This window comes from Microbulbifer sp. Q7 (assembly GCF_001639145.1).
Lineage (GTDB): Bacteria > Pseudomonadota > Gammaproteobacteria > Pseudomonadales > Cellvibrionaceae > Microbulbifer.
In genome coordinates this window covers 1798002-1816758 of record NZ_LROY01000002.1, presented here as the reverse complement: position 1 = coordinate 1816758, position 18757 = coordinate 1798002, and the positions used below count along the sequence as shown (strand labels likewise).

Here is an 18757-nt window from a genome sequence, read left to right as displayed (position 1 = left end):
CTCACTTCGCATCACCCACCGCGAGCTCCCGGCAGCGCCTGTCTACAATTGCTGGAGCAGCCCCCGGCAACGGCGGGGGAATCTCTCACGGATTTCGGAATTGCTCGGGTCTTGTCGCGCTGTTGGCGCTTTTTCATGGGATTTCGGTGTTAGATTGCGCATTACACACCAGCTGTTGGTGGTGCCATCTACGCATAAACATAATTTTTAACAGGGAGAAGGCCATGGCGCGAAGCAAGGTGTATGACTACGTGATTATCGGCGGGGGCTCCGCGGGGTGCGTACTTGCCAACCGGTTGAGTGCGGACGAGCAGAACCGGGTGTGTCTTCTGGAGGCGGGCCCGTCTGATCACAGTCTGCTTATCCAGATGCCCGTCGGTATTGGCTACCTGCTTCCCGGCAAGCGCTTTAACTTGCACCACTACACCGAGCCCCAACCCAACCTGGATAATCGTCGCCTGTTCTGGCCGCGTGGGCGTGTGCTGGGTGGCAGTAGCGCGATCAACGCCATGATCTACACCCGTGGCAATCCCGGTGATTACAATGCTTGGGAAGCCGCGGGTAACCCGGATTGGGGCTGGTCCGGCATGTTGCCGTATTTCCTGCTGGCGGAGGGCAACCAGCGGGGCAGTGATGCATACCATAGCGGCTTCGGGCCACTCGCGGTCTCAGACCTGAAGTGGAAATCGGCGGCCGGCGAGGCCTTTCTGAGCGCCGCCCGCGAAGCCGGGCACCGGCTCAATCACGACTTTAACGGGCACCAGCAAAACGGGGTGGGTTTCTACCAGGTCACCCAGAAGTTTGGCCGCCGTTGCTCGGCTGCCACAGCCTACCTGTATCCGGTTAAAAATCGCCCGAACCTGAGTATTTTCACCAGTGCGCCCGCCGCCAGACTGGAATTCAAGGGCGATCGTGTAGCCGCGGTTCGGATGCTCAATGGGGATCGTATTGTCGCCAATAAAGAGGTGATCCTGAGCGCCGGGGCCATTCAGTCGCCGCAGTTGCTGATGCTTTCAGGGGTTGGGCCGGAAGAGCAGCTGAAAAAACTGGGTATTGTTTCCCAGTGCCATCTGCCGGGTGTTGGGCAAAACCTGCAGGACCACCTGGACATTACCCAGGTGGTGCAGACCAATACGGCCGTCGGGTTTAACGATGCCCTTTGGCCCAAATTAAAAGCCGCACTGCATTTCCCCGAGTACCTGCTGCTCAATCGCGGCATGTTGACCAACAACGTCGCCGAGGCCGGCGGTTTTGCCAGTTCCAGTCTGGCGGGCGAGTACCCGGATATTCAGTTCCACTTGAGCGCGGTGCCACTGTTTAACCACGGGTTTACCAAAAAGCCAGGCAACGGCTATTCCCTGCATGCGTGTGCGCTCCGTCCAAAAAGTCGTGGCAGTATTTCCCTGGCCTCCCGGGATCCCAGAGCCTTGCCGTTGATACAGCCCAACTATCTGTCCCATCCCGAGGATCTCCAGGTGCTGGTTGAGGGATTCGAAATGGTGCGTGAGATTATCGAGAAAAGCGCGCTGAAAACCGTGCACAAAGACTGGTGGTCACCGGCCGAAGCGCTGCGTCAGCCGGAAGCCATTGCTGACTTTATCCGCAAGAACGCAGAAACCATTTACCATCCCGTCGGCACCTGCAAAATGGGTCAGGATGAGATGGCGGTGGTGGATAGTGCGTTGCGTGTACGTGGCGTCGATGGACTGCGTGTGGTGGATGCCTCCATAATGCCAACCCTTATCAGTGGTAACACCAATGCGCCGGTGATTGCCATCGCGGAAAAAGCGGCGGAGATGATCCTCGACAAGTCCGTGTCTCACCATCAGCAGGAAATCAGCGAAAGCGTATGATCTGGCAGTGCCCGCATTGTAAACAAGCCCTCGAATTGCAAGCGCAAAGTTGGCTGTGTGCCAACGGGCATAGCTTTGATCGCGCCAAGGAAGGGTACGTCAATCTGCTGCCGGTTCAGCAAAAACGTAGCCGTGAACCGGGGGATTCGGCAGACATGCTCAATGCGCGCCGTCGGTTTCTGGAAGCGGGGCTTTACGAACCACTGGCAGACGCCATCGGCGCGCAGTTGCGGAGTCGTTGCGCGGAGTCGGCACAGCTGTTGGACCTGGGCTGTGGTGAAGGCTGGTATGCGCGAACACTATCGGGCTGCGGTTGGCCGGATGCGCAGATTGCCGGGGTGGACATCGCCAAAGCCGGTGTACGGTTGGCGGCGAAAAGACAACCCCGTGCGTATTTTGCCGTAGCCTCGAACTATCACCTGCCGGTGGCGGACAACAGTGTGGATGCCATCTTGCGCGTATTTGCGCCTGGGCCTGCCGAAGAACTGGTGCGCGTGCTCAGGCCCGGTGGAATTGTGCTGGATGTGTCGCCGGGCCCGGACCATCTGTGGGCGCTGAAAAGCCAGCTGTACGATAAGCCGCAGCGGCATGAGGCGCCGGCTTCATTGGCCGGGCTCGACGCGGTGAGTGAAATGCGCTGTGTATTTCCTCTCGCGATAAATTCGAACGCGCAAGTGCAGGATTTTCTCTCCATGACCCCGTTCGCTTGGACAGGTCGCGCAGAGGCCCGTGAAGCGCTGCAGCGGGAGGACGCATTGCTGCTGGAGGCAGATTTTCTGCTGCGGGTTTTCATCAAGAATTCAGGACAGGATTAGTAAGTGGCGACGCCGCGAGATTTTCGTTTTATGCAGCAGGCCCTGACGCTCGCCGCCCAGGGTGCCGAACTCGGTGAAGTGCCCGTGGGCGCTCTGGTGGTGCTCGACGGAGAGGTCATTGGCGAGGGGTTCAATCAGCCAATTTCTGCATCCGACCCCAGCGCCCACGCAGAAGTAATGGCGCTGCGCGCGGCCGCGACCAGGCAGAACAATTATCGCCTGCCGGGTGCCACGCTGTATGTCACCATTGAGCCCTGTACCATGTGTTTCGGTACCCTGATTCACGCTCGTATCGCGCGGCTGGTATACGGCGCCGCAGAGCCGCGCGCCGGTGTGGTGGTCAGTCAGTTACAGTTGGCCGAACAGACATTCTTCAACCACAAAATTGCGGTGGAGGGCGGGGTGATGGCCGATGAGGCCGGCACCCTGGTACGAGAGTTCTTCCAGAAAAGACGTTAAAGCAGACGTTAGAAAAGACGCTAGATATGTTGTTGACGCTCCTTATCAATTCGCTATTGGTCGCGGCGGCGGTCGTGCTTCATCATGAAGCGCTGAACTTTCTATTCTGGCTCGGGCGTAGAGTCAGTGTGCGTCGCAACGTGAATGTGCTGATTGGGGTATTTGGTGCGCTGGTGGCGCACGTTGTCGAAATTTGGATGTTTGCCCTCGGTTACCTGTATATGTACCACTCACCACATTTCGGTACCCTGGAGGGGAATTTTGATGGAACGCTGATTGACTGCGTTTATTTTTCCTTTACCACCTACACCTCGCTCGGTATTGGCGATATCGAGCCCCATGGTGCCCTGCGTTTCACCGCGGGGCTCGAAGCGCTGACCGGACTGGTGCTGATTACCTGGACGGCCTCCTTTCTGTTTCTGAAAATGCAACGTTACTGGCAGCGAGAGCTGGGCCAGCGCTAGTCGCGCGCACGTCACAGGTTTCCATCGATCACGCTACACACCAGCTGCGGTATCTGCTGCGGTCTGGCCATCCCTCGTTTGCCGCCGAAAATGGATGTGATACCTTGAGCTGGTTTTGGTCACCCTTTGACCGGTGTTTTCGTCAGCTGTTTTCTCAAGCGCTTTTCTTTTGAATGTCAGGGCCGATTTATGACAGGAAATCATGTGAAAAATATATTGTCGATGGTTTTACTCGCGTTGCTGTGCAGTTCTGCGCTGACGGGATGTGACAGCAGGGCTCCTCAACCGGAAAAAGAGCGTGGGGAGAAAGCGGCAGAAGTAACCCCAGGGGACGAGACGGGGGAGCGGGCCAGCGAGGCTGACCCGGAACTCGACGAGATTGCGCAGGCGTATGTCCGTCTGGTGCTCACCCTGGGTAATCACGACAAAAGCTATGTAGATGCCTATTACGGCCCTGAGCAATGGAAGACGGATGCTGCAGCGGATGCCGCCTCTCCGGCGGAGCTGGCAAGCCGCGCAGAGAGCTTGCTCGCCAGGTTGCCGGAGGAAATTGCGCCGGCGGGCGACCTGCACACTCTGCGTAAGCACTACCTCAAAACCCAGCTGACCGCGCTCGCGGCGCATGCGCACCACATCGCCGATGCGAGCTTCCGCGACTTTCAGGAAGAGGCCAAGGCGCTTTACGACACCGAGCCCCCAGTGCAGACCTATGCCGAGTTCGACCCGGTACTGGCCCAGCTGGAGCAGGAACTGCCCGGCGCCGAGCCCCTGCATGTGCGGGTACGGCAATTCCAGCAGCAGTACCGCATACCGGAGGACAAACTGGAAGTTGTATTCAACGCAGCCATTGCCGAGTGCAAAAAGCGCACGCTGGCGCATATGTCGTTGCCGCCCGCAGAAAGCTTCAAGCTGGAATATGTGCAGGACAAGCCGTGGAGTGGTTACAACTGGTATCAGGGAAAAGCGCACAGCCTGATTCAGATCAACTCCGGGTTGCCCATTTATATTGACCGTGCCGTAGATCTGGGTTGTCACGAGGGCTACCCGGGGCACCACACCTACAATGCACTACTGGAGCAGAAACTGGTACAGGAGCAGGGGTGGCCCGAGTACAGCGTATATCCTCTGTTCAGTCCCCAGTCACTGATTGCGGAAGGCAGTGCCAATTACGGTATCGAGCTGGCTTTCCCCGGCGCGGAGAAAACCCGTTTCGAGCAGGAAACCCTGTATCCACTCGCCGGCCTGGATCCCGCCACTGCAGAAAAATACCAGCGGGTTCTGTCGTTGTTGGCTCAGCTGAAGTTTGCGGAAAATATCGTTGCCCGGGAATATATCAATGGCAAGATCGACCGCGACGAGGCCATGGCCCGCTTTCAGAAATACACGGCCATGAGTCCGGAAAAGGCGGCGCAGCGCGTGCAGTTTGTGGATACCTACGGCGCGTACGTGATCAACTACAACTGGGGCAAGGCGCTGGTAAAGCAGTATATCGAGGGAGACACCGAATCCAGGGATGGGCGCTGGCAGAAATTCTCCCGGCTACTCTCATCGCCGCGGCTGCCTTCCTCGCTGCACTGGTAATACGGCGGTCAGCTAACTATTTATCTGTACGAGTTATCTGTACGAATTATCTGCATGAGGGGTGGGTGTCCTACCCACCCTACATTTCTTTACATATTTCCCTGCACATTTTTCCCGAATTTTTGCGACCTGAATGTCGCCTGAATTCCGCTGACGGAAATTTTCCTATTGGAATGTTCGCAAGGGAGTTTTTCCACAGGCTTGGCGCGGAAATTATTTTGTGTGGATAAGTTTGGCGCAGAGCGCATCCAAAATGGCGCGTAATTTTTTATTTTTGTGGCGCTGCAGGTTTGCGCAGATTTCGCTGTCTGGCGGTGGAATTATTTAAACAGAAGGGTTTGGCGTCACAGCTGTGCAAAAGTTCCACAAGTGAAGATTTTTTTTGGTTGTTTTTTCTACAGCTGGTTATTTCCGTGTCTAGACTGACAGTGATTGGGTTAATTGCTGTTTGATTTGCCGAATACGATGGAGTTCTCAATGAAAAAGACACGCGTTCTGACACCGCTTGCAATCGCTGTAGCCGCTCTGATGAGTGCACAATACGCTGCTGCGGATATGTGGAGTGATGGTGATTTTGTTGTCCGTGTTGGTGCCAGCTGGGTAGACCCGGATGATAATGATGACAACCTGAGACTGAATGATGGTTGGTTCAAGGAAGGCTATGACATCGATAGCGATACCACCTGGAATATCTCCGGTGCTTGGCTGCCGGTAGAGCACTGGGGTGTAGAGCTGATGTACATCGGCTCTACCAATCACGATATGGATCTGAAGAGCATTTCCCGTGGCAATGTGACCATCGATGATATCGGATACAAGGTAGGCAGCTTTGATGCAAGCTACTCCAACGCCTACCTGAACTGGTATCCGCTGAGCCGCGACTGCCTGGGGCAGCCTTACGTTGGTATCGGTGTGAACTACACCGATTTCAGTGATGAAGGTTTTTCCCGCCGCTACAACGATGATCTCATCAATGGTGGTGTGATTGCCACCGATGCGGATGTGGGCTTCCAGCACTCGTGGGGCTTCACCGGCCAGCTGGGTGTGGACTTCCGTTTTGGTCGCGATAGCGCCTTCCTGGTAAACGCTGCGGTTCTGTACATCGATGCAGATACCGATATCAATGTTTACTACAAGGACGCTCAGTCCAGCGACCCATCCATCACTCGTCGCGCAACGGCGACTGATGTGGATTACAGCCCCTGGGTATTCAACCTGGGTGTTGGTTACTCTTTCTGATCACCTTCTTGGTGTAGAGAGTAGCGTTCACGGATGAACGGAAAGGCACCTTCGGGTGCCTTTTTTATTACTGTCACTTCGCTTCTGCGGGGCTTCTTCAGGGCTTTTTCATAGGGATATTGGTCTGCCCATGGAATATCGCGATTACTACCAGATTCTGGGTGTTGAGCGCAGTGCGGGACAGGATGAAATCAAGCGGGCCTACCGCAAGCTCGCGCGAAAATATCACCCGGATGTGAGCAAAGAGGGCGACGCGGAAGATCGCTTCAAGGAAGTGAGCGAAGCCTATGAAGTGCTGAAGGACCCGGAAAAGCGCGCTGCGTACGATCAGCTGGGGAGCAATTGGAACAGTGGCCAGGACTTTAATCCGCCGCCAAACTGGGATCAGGGATTCGAGTTTCACGGTGGTGGCTACACCGAAGCGGACCCGGAGGCATTCAGCGATTTTTTTGAGAGCCTGTTCGGGCGCGGGGGATTCCACCGGAGCGGTTTTCAGCAGGGTGGCCGGCAATTTCATGCCCAGGGCGAAAATACCTACGCGCGCATCGCAATTGATATAGACGACAGTTACCGGGGGAGCAAACGACAGATTACGCTGAAGCATTCCGAGCTGGGCGCGGATGGACGCCCAGTGGTCAAAGAGCGCACCCTGAATGTCACCATTCCCAAAGGTGTTACCGAGGGCCAACAGATTCGTCTGGCGGGCCAGGGGCAGCCCGGAATGGGACAAGGCAAGGCCGGCGACCTGTTTCTGGAAATCCACTTCAACCCCCATGCGCGATTCAGCGTGGAGGGCAAGACGGTCTATCTGGACTTGCCGGTGGCGCCGTGGGAGGCAGCCCTGGGTGACAAGGTGCGGGTGCACACCCCCGATGGACCGGTCAATCTGACATTGCCCGCCAACAGCAAGAGCGGCAGCAAACTGCGGCTCAAAGGGCGCGGCTTGCCCGCCAAAGAGCCGGGTGACTTGTATGTGGTGGTGGACATCGTTACACCGCCGGCAACCACCGATGCGGAAAAGGCGGCCTATCGCCAGTTTCGCGATGCATTCAATTTCGATCCGCGCAGTGACGCGGGTGGCGTCTGAGGCGAAAGCGGGAGGCTACGCAAATGCCAACGGAATATGAACCTGCCGAAGCGGCAGTGATTCTGGATGAAGACAGCCTGCTCACCCTGCGAGAATTGTGTATTGCCTGCTCCCTGTCGGCGGAGCAGGTGATGGCGCTGATGGACGAGGGGGTGATCGAGCCGCATCGCGCCAGTCGTTCGCTGGCGTTCAGTGGCGTGTGTGTGCGGCGAGTCAGGCGTGTGGTGCGTCTGGAGCAGGACCTGGGCGTCAATCACGCCGGTGCGGCGCTGGCACTGGAACTGCTGGAAGAGATCGAGCAGCTCCGTGCACGTATTCGTCGTCTGGAGCGGCGCTAGCGTTCCTGTTGATTGCTAATGGTTCTTGGCCAGGCGCCTAGAGCGCCGCACTGGTGATTTCGTAAATCAGATAGCCGGTGTACGCCACATACGCGGCGAGCAGCGCGGCACCCTCAAAGCGGTTGATGCGCCCCTGTCGACCGCGGAAGCCGTAGCCAAAAATAAACAGGGCAATGGTGAGCCCCACGACCATTGGCCAGTCGCGGGTGATGAGCTCTGCGGGCACGGTGTCCATGGGGGCGATCGCACCGGCGATACCCACAACCGCCAGCAGGTTGAACATGTTTGAACCCACCACATTGCCGATGGCGATATCGTGCTCGCCCTTGCGCGCGGCGGCAACGGTCGCCGCCAGCTCGGGCAGTGAGGTGCCGAGAGCAACAATGGTGAGGCCGATGATCAGGTCGCTGACCCCCAATTGATGGGCGATGGTCACCGCCCCCCACACCAGTATTCGTGAGCTCACGATCAATAAAATCAGGCCGGCGCCCACCCAGAACAAGGCCGTGCCCAGCGGCATGTCGTGCTGCTCCAGCTCCGTATCCATTTCTCCTTCAATCGCATCGCCCTTGCCGCGCAAGGCGGAGAAAATAGACCAGCCGATCAAGCCGAAGAAGCCCGCCAGCAGAATGAGAGACTCGAGACGGCTGAGCCCCCCGTTCCAGAAAAATGCCGCAGTCAAACAGGTGATGGCCAGCAGCAGCGGAAGCTCCTTGCGGATGATCTTACTGTTGACGGTCAGGGGGATGAGGATCGCGGTGGCGCCGAGGATCAGGCCGGTATTGGCAATATTCGAGCCGTAGGCATTGCCCAGCGCCAGCCCCGGGCTGCCGTCCAGCGCGGCCATTGCCGACACCACCATTTCCGGCGCAGACGTGCCGAACCCCACGATGACCATGCCGATCAGCAGCGACGGCATACCCGCATGCTTGGCGGTGGCTGCCGCGCCATCGACGAAGCGGTCAGCGCTCCACATCAGCAGGACAAATCCGGCGAGAATGGCGAGCAGGGCAAGAGTCATGGGGATCCTTTCTTTCTGGTGTGCGCTTTTCGTGTGCGCTTGCTGATGAGTGCCTGAAAATTGGGCGCGCCAGTGGCGGCGCGCAATCGGGGGCCGATTGTAACGACTCTTCCACGGCCTTGCAGTGCCGATTGCGCCAGGGTGCTTGATCACTGCGCAAGACGCCACAGACAGCGTTGGTGGTGCCTGGCCTCGGACCCTAAAGTTTGGGCTGATTCTGATACTGGCAGAGGCCATGGGTTTATGAACAAAAAATTGCTTCTGGGTGCGCTGATCGGCGCCGGAATGTCCATGCTCAACAAGAAAATCCGCCAGCAATCGGCGCCTGCACCGGGCCGGCCGCCTGCCGATTTCCACCGGCCGGACTTCAGCAAGGTGCCATCCCCCAATGCGTCCGACGGCCCCAGTCTGGACGATATTCTGGCCCGGGCCGGCCAGCCCGGTGGCCTGAATCCCGGCGGTAGCCCGTCCGGGGGCGGCGCGCAGCGTCCTGATGGGGATATTTTCGGTGGCGCCATTCCCAGCGGCGCGGGTGCCGGGGGCGCTGCGGTATTGATGGAGATCGCACGGCGTATCTTTGCCCAGATGCAGCAGTCCGGGGGTAGTGGCGGGGCGGTACCCGGCGGTGCCGGGGGTGGTCTGGGGGGTGGCCTGGGCGGTGGCCTCGGCGATGTGTTGGGGCAGATCTTTGGTCGTGCCGGCGGCAAGTTCGGTCAGCAGGGGCCGCAGGGGCCACAGAGTAATCCGGGGAACTGGCAGAATACGGCACCGCGTGGCAACGGCGGCCTGTTCGGGTTTGTGAATACCGCAGACGACGCAGATTCTGGCGATGGCGAGGCCCAGGCGGATGTGATGCTGAAGGCGATGGTGGCTGCTGCCCAGGCAGATGGGACCATTGACGAGGCGGAACAGCGCAATATTTTGCAGGCGCTCGATGGCCAGCTGGATACTTCTGATCTGGAGGCGTTCCGGCACTACTTGACGCAGCCAGTGAGTATGGACGACGTGGTATCCGCCGCGAGTGACCCGGCTACTGCATTCAACCTTTACCTGGTGTCCGCCATGTCGATCAATCCAGACAACCCCAAGGAAAAACAGTACCTGGATACGCTGGCTGAAAAACTCGGGGTATCGGAGCAAGCGGTACAGGTCATCGAGCAGCAGCTGCCACGCTAGCGCGTCAGCTGCTGCATACTGGCAGTTAGCCTTGTGGCAGTAACTGTGCGAAGTTTTTGCCGGTGGGGTAGTCCTCTGCGCTCCAGCCGAGGCGCACAATCACGGTGTCGGTGGTAGGGGAGATCATCACCACCTGCTTGCGGTTGCCCAGCATAAAGTAGCTGTCTTCCGGCAGCTCGGGAAAGCGCAGGGTTTCCCCGCCGCGGTTCAGCCAGAACTGGTAGCCGTAGGCTGGGCCATTTTCACTGGGATTGGGGCGGCTCGCTGCGGCCACCCATCCCTCGGGCAGCAGGCGCTGGTTGTCCCAGACACCGTCGTTCAGCATCAACAGGCCGAGGCGCGCCCAGTCGCGGGCGGGTGCATAGATATAGGAACTGCCGACAAATACCCCGCTGGCGTCCACTTCGAACGTAGTGTGGCGCATGCCCAGTGGCGCCATGATCTGGCGCTGTAAAAAATCGAGACTGGCTTGCGGGCTGCCGCCAAGCCGGTTGTGCAGCCAGCGGGCCAGCAGGTTGGTGGTGCCGGAAGAGTAGGAAAAGTGCGTGCCCGGCGTATGCGCAAGCGTACTCTGCAGCGCAACCTCGGACGCGCTGCGGGCGCTAAACAGCATGCGGGTGGCATCGCTGCCCGGCGCATAGGTCTCGTCGAAATCCAGCCCTGAAGTCATCTGCAGCAGGTTCTGCAGGCTGATCTCGCGGCGCGCGTCGGACCACTCCGGAAACAGGGAGGAGGATGTGTCCTGGTATGGCTGTAACGCCTGTAATCTGCCCACCATCATCGCCGTCAGGCTCTTGCCCATGGACCAGCCGAGCAGTGGCGTTTGCGCCGTAATGCCGTCTGCGTATGACTCGGCAACCAGATTTCCATTTTGCACCACCAGCAAAGCGCGGGTTTGCAGCCCGGATTGATTGTCTCGGGCCAGGATCTGGTCGAGAGTCTGCTGTAGTCCGGAGTCGATGTGGTGCGCGGCGCTACCCTGCGGCCATTCACCGGTCGTGCTGTCCCGTTGCCCGGTATTTACTGGCTCGAACTTCACCTGGTCGAGGGCGCGCGTGTCGCCGATGTCGAGGGTGCAGCCCAGCCCGGGGCGGTAGGTTGCACTGGTCTTGCCCAAGCCAAACAGCGACGCGGTAACACGCTGGTTGGCGTATTCCAGATCCAGCAGGCGGTTGGCGGCAGAGTAAGAGGCGAGGTCGTCGAGATTGCGGGCCGGATCAAACCCGGACACATAGTGGCCGGAGCAGGCGAGCTTTGCGCCCATCCCCGTAGCCACCCGTACAGCGTTGCCGGCCTGGGTAATGGAAAAGCCCAGCAGGGTGGGTGCGAGCAGCGCCACGACCAGAAGTAGGCCTGCCAACGTGGCCGCCGCGGAGAGAAGGATTTTTTTCATGGAAACACGGCTCGAATCGATCGCTTGATCGAGGATTCTAACAACCGGTTTGCCGCAGGCGGGAGGTTATCCGAGGCCACAGAAAGGGCAGGGGTAAAAAGGATCGGGGCAAAAAAGGATCGGGACAAAAAGGGTCGGGACAAAAAGGGTCGGGGCAGAAAGCCAGCGCCCGCAATCTCTGGGGCACTGGCCGGGCTTTATCGTCGGGTAACGATCAGCCGTTGCTGGGGAAGGTAAACTGCGCACCTTCACGCACACCACTGGCAGGCCAGCGCTGGGTGATGGTTTTACGCTTGCTGTAGAAGCGCACGGCGTCGGGGCCGTAGGCGTGCAGGTCGCCGAACAGGGACTGTTTCCAGCCGCCGAAGCTGTGGTAGGCCACCGGCACCGGCAGGGGTACATTGATGCCCACCATGCCCACCAGAATGTTGTCGGCGAAGTAGCGTGCGGCCTCGCCGTCGCGGGTGAAAATACAGGTGCCGTTGCCGTATTCGTGGTTGTTGATGATGTCCATGGCTTCCTGCATGGTGTCTACGCGCATGACGCACAGAACCGGGCCGAAGATCTCGTCGCTGTGAATGACCATGCCTTCCTTGACCTGATCAAACAGGCTCGCACCCAGGTAGTTGCCATTTTCAAATCCGGCGACTTTGAGGCCGCGGCCATCCACCACCAGGTCCGCACCTTCTTCGACGCCCTTGGCGATATAACCTTCGATTTTTTCCAGCTGCGCCCGGGTCACCACGGGGCCCATGTCGTTGCTGTTGTCCATGCCGTCGCCCACCTTGAGGTCGGCAATCTGCGCCTTGAGCTTTTCCACCAGCGCGTCGGCGGTAGCGTCGCCCACCGCAACGGCGACGGAAATGGCCATGCAGCGCTCGCCACAGGAGCCGTAGGCGGCGCCCATGAGTGCGCTGACCGCGTTATCCAGGTCGGCATCCGGCATGACGATAGCGTGGTTCTTGGCACCGCCAAACGCCTGCACCCGCTTGCCATTACGACAGCCGGTTTCATACACGTATTTGGCAATGGGGGTGGAACCCACAAAGCTCACCGCATGTACCCGGTTGTCGGACAGCAGCGTGTCGACCGCCTCTTTATCCCCGTTGACCACGTTGAGTACGCCCGCGGGCAGGCCCGCTTCCAGTGCCAGTTGCGCTATCAGCAGCGCGGAGCTGGGGTCGCGTTCGGAGGGCTTTAAGATAAACGTGTTGCCGCAGGCAACGGCCATCGGCCACATCCACAGGGGCACCATGGCCGGGAAATTGAACGGTGTAATGCCTGCGCAAACGCCCAGTGGCTGGAACTCGCTCCAGGAATCAATGGCGGGGCCGACATTTTTGCTGTGCTCGCCTTTCAGCAACTCGGGCACGCTACACGCGTATTCCACATTTTCGATGCCGCGCTGCAATTCGCCCATGGCATCGTTCAGTACCTTGCCGTGTTCGCGGGTAATCAACTCGCAGATTTTGTCGGCGTTCTGTTCCAGCAGGTCTTTGAAACGGAACATGATGCGTGCACGCTTGATCGGCGGCGTGTTGCGCCAGGCCGGATAGGCGGCCTGCGCCACGGCAATCGCTTCCTCAACGGTAGCCTTGCTGGCGAGTGCGACTTTGCTTTCTACCAGGTTGGTAGACGGATTGATGATGTCCTGCTGGCGATCACCGCTGGTGTGCATTTCGCCATTAATCAGGTGGCCGATGGTATTCATGGTGTTTCTCCCGAGGGATTGCTCCCTATTCGAAATCTTTGTTCGAGCGCTGTGGCTGTAACGAATGGGTTTACTGAGTGTCTTGCAGGATGTCCCGCAGGGTTTCCGCGATCTGGGTAATCTGGTTGCGCTCGATAATAAACGGCGGTGCTACGGCAATCGTATCACCGGTCCAGCGCAGCAGAATGCCCCGGCGGTAGGCCTCGAGTACCACTTCCATCGCACGCTTGCCCGGTTCGCCAGCACGCGGCTGTAACTGGATCGCGCCGGCGAGGCCGTAGTTGCGAATGTCTACCACATGCGCGGCGTCCTTCAGGCTGTGCAGCGCCTCTTCAAAATAAGGTGCCATTTCATTGACGCGGTCGAACAGCTTTTCGTTTTCGTAAATGTCGAGGGTCGCCATGGCGGCGGCGCAGGCTACCGGGTGAGCGGAATAGGTATACCCGTGTGCCAGCTCCGGAATATGCTCCGGGCCCTGCATGAAGGTTGCGTAGATGTCTTCGCTGGCAAAAACCGCACCCATGGGGATGGCGCCGTTGGTGATACCTTTGGCGGTGGTGATGATGTCCGGCTGTACGTCAAATTCCTGCGCTGCGAACGCGGAGCCGGTGCGCCCGAAACCGGTGATGACTTCGTCGAAAATCAGCAGGATGTCGTGCGCACTGCACAGCTCGCGCAGTTTCTTCAGGTAACCTTTGGGCGGCAGAATCACGCCCGCGGAACCGGCAAAGGGCTCCACCATGACCGCGGCAATATTTTCGGCACCCTGCAGGTTGATGATGTCCAGCAGGCGGTTGGCCATGGCTTCACCGCCGTGTTCCGGCAGGCCGCGCGAGAAGGCGTTTTCCGGCAGCAGGGTATGCGGCAGGTGATCGACATCGAGGGCCGGGCCGAAGGTTTTGCGATTGCCCACCATGCCGCCGACGGAGATGCCGCCGAAGTTGACCCCGTGGTAGCCCTGGGCGCGGCCAACCAGGCGAATTTTTTCCGGGCGGCCCTTCGCACGCCAGTAGGCGCGTGCAATCTTGAGCGCGGTATCCGCGGCTTCCGATCCCGAGTTACAGAAAAACACCCGGTTCAGGTCACCCGGTGCCATATCCGCGAGCCGCTTGGCGAGCTTGAAGGCGGTGGGGTGGCCGAATTGAAAGGCCGGGGAGTAATCGAGACCGGTGAGCTGGCTGGAAACCGCATCGGCGATCTCCTTGCGGCCGTGGCCCAGGTTGCTGCACCAGAGGCCAGAGAAAGCATCCAGCACAGAGCGACCGTCGGCCGTGGTGTAGTGCATACCTTCCGCCGCGACGAACAGGCGCGGGTCGGACTTGAAATGGCGGTTGCCGGTGAACGGCATCCAGTGGGCTTCGAGCTCTGCGGGGCTCAGGCCGGCGAGGCTGTTGAGTTCAGCCATGGTTCACCTCGTGACTTCAACGGGTTTTATTGTGGATCAGTTATTGCGATCGGTTGAATTTCGACGAGTGTAGGGGCGATTAATAAACTTTACAATAGTTGAATAATGATTCGGTTATGGCTGCCGGGAGGAGCTATTTGGGTGTTTAGTGAGCGAGGTTGGGGTGTATCACCTTTCGCTGGACCTGGATGTTAAATATATTAACCATTGGTCTGGTGTTGCGCCGGTCTCAGGCCGGGGCCTGGTCAAATTCTCGGATCAGGTCGAGAAACGGTGCACCAAACCGTGCCAGCTTGCTGTCGCCGATACCGGAAATCGCCAGCATTTCCGCGTCATTGCGCGGGCGGGCGGTCAGCATTTCGCGCAGGGTGGCATCGTGAAACACCACATAGGGCGGCACACCGCGCTCTTCCGCCAGGGACTTGCGCAGTGCCCGCAGGGCGTCCCACAGCGGCAGATCGTGGTCCGCGATCTCCACCGCTGCGCGCGCGCCACCGGACTCCCGCGTAGCCCTGGCGGGCGCCTTGGGCAGGGTGCGCAGCTGTAGCGCCTCTTCTCCGCGCAGCACCCGCCGGCACTGTTCGGTGAGTTGCAGGGCATTGAAGGCTTCCGCATTGACCTGCAGGTAGCCGCGCACCACCAGCTGTCGGGTCACCGCTCGCCACTCATTGGCACTCAGGTCACTGCCGATACCGTAGGTGGAGAGCTGGTTGTGGTTGAACTGGCGGATCTTCTCGGTATCGGCGCCGCGCAGCACATCAATGACGTGGGCGGCACCGAAGCGCTGTCCGGTGCGGTAGATACACGACATCAGCTTGCGTGAGGCGTCGCTGGCATCCCAGGTGGCGGGCGGCTCCAGGCAGGTATCACAGTTGCCGCAATCGGCCTCCAGTGTTTCATTGAAGTAGCGCAGCAGCGCACGGCGGCGGCAGCTGGTGATCTCGCACAGCCCCAGCATGGCATCCAGCCGCTGTCGCTCCTGGCGCTTGTGTTCCTCGCTGCCTTCCGAGGTGGCCGCCATCTGGCTGAGTTTCACCACGTCCTCGAGCCCATAGAGCAGCAGGGCGGTTGCCGGGTCGCCATCGCGGCCGGCGCGGCCGGTCTCCTGATAATAGGCTTCGACACTTTTGGGCAGGTCCAGGTGGGCGACGAAGCGCACGTCGGGTTTGTCGATACCCATGCCAAAGGCAATGGTGGCCACCATCACCACGCCTTCCTCGCGCAGGAAGCGGCGCTGGTGATCGGCGCGCATCTCGGACGGCAGACCCGCGTGATAGGGCAGCGCGTTGAACCCCTGCTGCTGCAGCCATTCGGCGGTGGACTCCACCTTGTTGCGGGACAGGCAGTAGATCACCCCCGCATGCCCCTGCTGCTCGCTGGTCAAAAACTGCAGCAGCTGGCGTTTGGGGTTGTTCTTGGGAGCAATACGGTACTGGATGTTGGGGCGGTCGAAGCTGCTGATGAAGTGTCGCGCATCACTCAGGTCGAGGCGTTGGGCGATTTCCTGCCGGGTGCGTTGGTCCGCGGTTGCGGTCAGCGCTACGCGCGGTACCTGAGGAAAACGCTGGTGCAGGCAGGAGAGCTGCAGGTAGTCCGCGCGGAAGTCGTGTCCCCACTGGCTGACACAGTGCGCCTCATCAATCGCAAACAGGGCTACTTCGGCCTGTGCCAGCAGCTCCAGGGTGCGCGGCTGCAGCAGGCGCTCGGGGGCCAGGTACAGCAGCTTCAGCTCGCCGCCCAGCAATTGCTGCTCGATCTCCTGTGCGCTGCGGAAGTCCAGGGAAGAGTTCAGAAAGGCCGCTGACACACCCGCGGCCCGCAGTGCTTCTACCTGGTCCTGCATCAGTGCGATCAGTGGGGAGATCACGATACCGCAGCCGGGGCGGGCCAGGGCGGGGATCTGATAACACAGGGACTTGCCGCCACCGGTGGGCATGAGTACCAGGGCGTCTTCGCCGCGTACCAGGGATTCAATAATGTCCTGCTGGTCACCTCGAAAGCCGGTGTAGCCAAAGGTGTGTTCGAGGATGTAGTGGGGGCTTTGCGCGTCGGGTGTCTCTGTCATGGGGCGGAGTATACCCCCTGGGCCTCACCAGCGGCGAACCAAGCATGGCAATCTGTTGTCCAACATTTGGCGCGTCTTACCTCATAATTTTGTGACGATGATCTATAATCCTCGCAACGCCGACATAGACAGGGATAAAGCTATGCGTGCAATGAGAACCATAAAATCCACGCTTGTTCCGGGGGCACTTACCGCAGCCGTCTTTCTGGCCGGTTGCATCTCGCAGGCTCCCGAACCCATCAACCCGCGCAACCTCGCGCAGTCCGCGGTGGCGGATACCCACCTCGGCTGGAAACCGGCACCGGCCAACCAGCTCAATTACTCGATGGCGACCTCGTCCGGTATCGCCAGCATGCAACTGCGTGCGTTGCCGGGACACCTGCAGGCGGTGACCATCGAATTGCCCGGAATGCGCAATATCGAGGGCATCCAGTGGCGCGGTGCGGAGGGCGACAACGCCATGCTGTTTGACGGCGCCGAGGGGATGGACGGAGTGACCGTGGAGCGCCAGTACCGAGGATACCGGCTGAGTGTGCGCGGGCCCGCGCTGGAATCCATCCGCAGCGGTGGCTATCTGACGGTGATCGATTATTTCCGGAACTGAGTCGCGTTCAATGGCGAACGCGGTGCGTGTCCGGCGCGGTAACGGCGTGGTAATGGCGTGGTAACGGCGCCGCGCACCACGTCTATTCGAACCCCAGCCCCCTTGGCCGAATCAGGTAGAGCGCTGGCCAGTATTTACCGGTAACCCAGAGTCCATTGCGCGCCCGGTCCCAGGCGATGCCGTTGGCGACCGCATCAACGTGGCGCCTGCCCTGCAGGCTGTCGCGCTGCAACGTTTCCAGATTCACCACCCCTTTGACTTCTCCACTCGCGGGATCGATTGCGATGATCCGCGGGTCCTGCCAGATATTGGCCCAGATCAGGCCGTGCACATACTCCAGCTCGTTCAGCTGCGCCCAGGTTTGTCCACCGCCGTGGACCTGCACCCGCCGGGTAATCTCGAAGGTTTCCGGGTCGCGAAATACCAGGGTGTCACTGCCGTTGCTCATGATCAGCTGTCGGCCATCGGTGGTCAGGCCCCAGCCTTCGCCCCGGTAGTGGAGCACCTGTTCGAGGGCAAAGGACGCGCGGTTGTAGATCTGCACTTCCCCCGCCCGGTAGGTCAGCAGGTACAGTTTGTCCCCCAGCACAGCGAGCCCTTCGGCAAAGCGGTCGCCGGCCAGCCATTTGCGCCTTACAGGATTGCTGCCCGGGTCGGTATACTCCGCAAGCCAGGAGCGGCCATACAGCCCGCTGCTTTCCAGCCAGCGCTCGCCATCAAAATACAGCCCCTGGGTGAAGTGGTCAGCAGGCCGGGCCTTGCTCTCGAGCAGCGTGTACTCGACCGGCTCGGCCCCGTGGCTGTGGCTGCTCAGCACCAGCAGCAGGGCGGCGGCCCGGTTGGCGGCTTGGCGGATTGCGGATTTCAAAGCGGCGCGCATAGTGCGTAAGTTGATCCCTGTTTAACGATTTCCAGTTCAGTACTGTAATTTATGACCAGAATAAAAACGTTTGTGACCCTGACCCTGCTGGGCGGCCTGGCGGTCGTCTTGCCGATTGCCATATTTGTAATGCTGTTTCAGTGGCTGTTTGGCCAGATCAGCGAAATGGTGGCACCGGCAGCGGAGTGGATGCAGGCGCACACGCGCTTCAAGGATAACTTCGCGCGTCTGCTGGTGATAGCGCTGATTCTCGGCTTGTGCTTTGTGATTGGCCTGCTGGTAAAGACCAGTGTGGGGCGCTGGGCGCACCGGCATCTGGACTACTGGCTGGGCAAAGTGGCGCCGGGTTACAGCACCATCAAGGAGCTGGTGCTGCAGTTTATTGGCGGTGGTGGCAGTGAAGGCGTGTTGTCTGGGCCGGTGGCGCGGGCGCGGATTCACGGTGCCGGCAATCCCCTGTCGGTTACGGCCATCGTGACCTCGCAACATGCCAATGGCGATTTTACGGTGTACGTACCTACAGCGCCGGTCCCTACCTCCGGGTTTGTCTACCATCTGCCCCCGGAATGCGTTGAGATCCTGCCTCACGTCACCGTGGAGGCGGCGATGAAATCCATCGTTGTCTGCGGCTCGGGTAGCGGGCCGTTGCTCGCGCCTCCGGACTGA

General features: G+C 59.7%; 17 protein-coding genes. 11 read left to right on the top strand and 6 right to left on the bottom strand.

All coding sequences use genetic code 11. The annotated features are described in order from the left end of the window. The first annotated feature begins 224 nt into the window (after nucleotides 1–224). The 8 genes from AU182_RS13260 to AU182_RS13225 all read left to right on the top strand — a co-directional run bounded on the left by AU182_RS13260 (nucleotide 225) and on the right by AU182_RS13225 (nucleotide 7836). On the top strand, nucleotides 225–1853 hold the full coding sequence (locus AU182_RS13260; protein WP_082859434.1) for a GMC family oxidoreductase: 1629 nt from the start codon (nucleotides 225–227) through the stop codon (nucleotides 1851–1853). Continuing rightward, on the top strand, nucleotides 1850–2668 hold the full coding sequence (gene rlmA / locus AU182_RS13255; protein ID WP_066966084.1) for a 23S rRNA (guanine(745)-N(1))-methyltransferase: 819 nt from the start codon (nucleotides 1850–1852) through the stop codon (nucleotides 2666–2668). Before AU182_RS13260 ends, rlmA begins: the two co-directional genes overlap by 4 nt. A gap of 30 nt (nucleotides 2669–2698) precedes the next feature. Next, nucleotides 2699–3127, top strand: coding sequence for a tRNA adenosine(34) deaminase TadA (gene tadA, locus AU182_RS13250; protein WP_066966081.1), 429 nt, complete (start codon nucleotides 2699–2701; stop codon nucleotides 3125–3127). A 74-nt stretch (nucleotides 3128–3201) separates the two neighbouring features. Next, entirely contained in the window at nucleotides 3202–3591 is a 390-nt protein-coding gene (locus tag AU182_RS13245; protein ID WP_227718265.1) for a potassium channel family protein, read from the top strand. A gap of 204 nt (nucleotides 3592–3795) precedes the next feature. Further along, nucleotides 3796–5172: a hypothetical protein gene (locus tag AU182_RS13240; RefSeq protein ID WP_193754346.1), complete on the top strand. Its 1377-nt coding sequence runs from the start codon at nucleotides 3796–3798 to the stop codon at nucleotides 5170–5172. Between the two features lie 477 nt (nucleotides 5173–5649). After that, nucleotides 5650–6411: an OmpW family protein gene (locus AU182_RS13235; protein ID WP_066966072.1), complete on the top strand. Its 762-nt coding sequence runs from the start codon at nucleotides 5650–5652 to the stop codon at nucleotides 6409–6411. Nucleotides 6412–6541: 130 nt separating this feature from the next. Next, nucleotides 6542–7498, top strand: coding sequence for a DnaJ C-terminal domain-containing protein (locus AU182_RS13230; protein WP_066966069.1), 957 nt, complete (start codon nucleotides 6542–6544; stop codon nucleotides 7496–7498). A gap of 23 nt (nucleotides 7499–7521) precedes the next feature. Further along, on the top strand, nucleotides 7522–7836 hold the full coding sequence (locus tag AU182_RS13225; protein WP_066966066.1) for a chaperone modulator CbpM: 315 nt from the start codon (nucleotides 7522–7524) through the stop codon (nucleotides 7834–7836). A 37-nt stretch (nucleotides 7837–7873) separates the two neighbouring features. Here the strand turns inward: AU182_RS13225 and AU182_RS13220 are convergent, their stop codons facing one another. Next, on the bottom strand, nucleotides 7874–8857 hold the full coding sequence (locus tag AU182_RS13220; RefSeq protein ID WP_066966063.1) for a calcium/sodium antiporter: 984 nt from the start codon (nucleotides 8855–8857) through the stop codon (nucleotides 7874–7876). A gap of 243 nt (nucleotides 8858–9100) precedes the next feature. Here AU182_RS13220 and AU182_RS13215 point away from each other — a divergent pair, with 243 nt between their 5' ends. Then, entirely contained in the window at nucleotides 9101–10033 is a 933-nt protein-coding gene (locus AU182_RS13215) for a DUF533 domain-containing protein (protein ID WP_066966061.1), read from the top strand. Nucleotides 10034–10058: 25 nt separating this feature from the next. On the opposite strand, the gene AU182_RS13210 is transcribed toward AU182_RS13215, so the two are convergent. The 4 genes from AU182_RS13210 to recQ all read right to left on the bottom strand — a co-directional run bounded on the left by AU182_RS13210 (nucleotide 10059) and on the right by recQ (nucleotide 16607). Then, entirely contained in the window at nucleotides 10059–11426 is a 1368-nt protein-coding gene (locus tag AU182_RS13210; RefSeq protein ID WP_066966058.1) for a serine hydrolase, read from the bottom strand. A 214-nt stretch (nucleotides 11427–11640) separates the two neighbouring features. Then, nucleotides 11641–13137 (bottom strand): CoA-acylating methylmalonate-semialdehyde dehydrogenase, encoded by a 1497-nt coding sequence (locus AU182_RS13205; RefSeq protein ID WP_066966055.1) that lies wholly within the window; start codon nucleotides 13135–13137, stop codon nucleotides 11641–11643. 70 nt (nucleotides 13138–13207) lie between these two features. Next, on the bottom strand, nucleotides 13208–14542 hold the full coding sequence (locus AU182_RS13200; protein WP_066966053.1) for an aspartate aminotransferase family protein: 1335 nt from the start codon (nucleotides 14540–14542) through the stop codon (nucleotides 13208–13210). Nucleotides 14543–14771: 229 nt separating this feature from the next. Next, nucleotides 14772–16607, bottom strand: a complete 1836-nt coding sequence (gene recQ / locus AU182_RS13195; RefSeq protein WP_066966049.1) for a DNA helicase RecQ — start codon at nucleotides 16605–16607, stop codon at nucleotides 14772–14774. Nucleotides 16608–16758: 151 nt separating this feature from the next. On the opposite strand from recQ, the gene AU182_RS13190 reads away from it, so the two are divergent. Further along, nucleotides 16759–17211 (top strand): hypothetical protein, encoded by a 453-nt coding sequence (locus AU182_RS13190; protein WP_153039229.1) that lies wholly within the window; start codon nucleotides 16759–16761, stop codon nucleotides 17209–17211. A gap of 82 nt (nucleotides 17212–17293) precedes the next feature. Here the strand turns inward: AU182_RS13190 and AU182_RS13185 are convergent, their stop codons facing one another. After that, nucleotides 17294–18079 (bottom strand): glutaminyl-peptide cyclotransferase, encoded by a 786-nt coding sequence (locus AU182_RS13185; RefSeq protein ID WP_227718264.1) that lies wholly within the window; start codon nucleotides 18077–18079, stop codon nucleotides 17294–17296. Nucleotides 18080–18142: 63 nt separating this feature from the next. Here AU182_RS13185 and AU182_RS13180 point away from each other — a divergent pair, with 63 nt between their 5' ends. Further along, nucleotides 18143–18757: a DUF502 domain-containing protein gene (locus AU182_RS13180; protein WP_066966038.1), complete on the top strand. Its 615-nt coding sequence runs from the start codon at nucleotides 18143–18145 to the stop codon at nucleotides 18755–18757.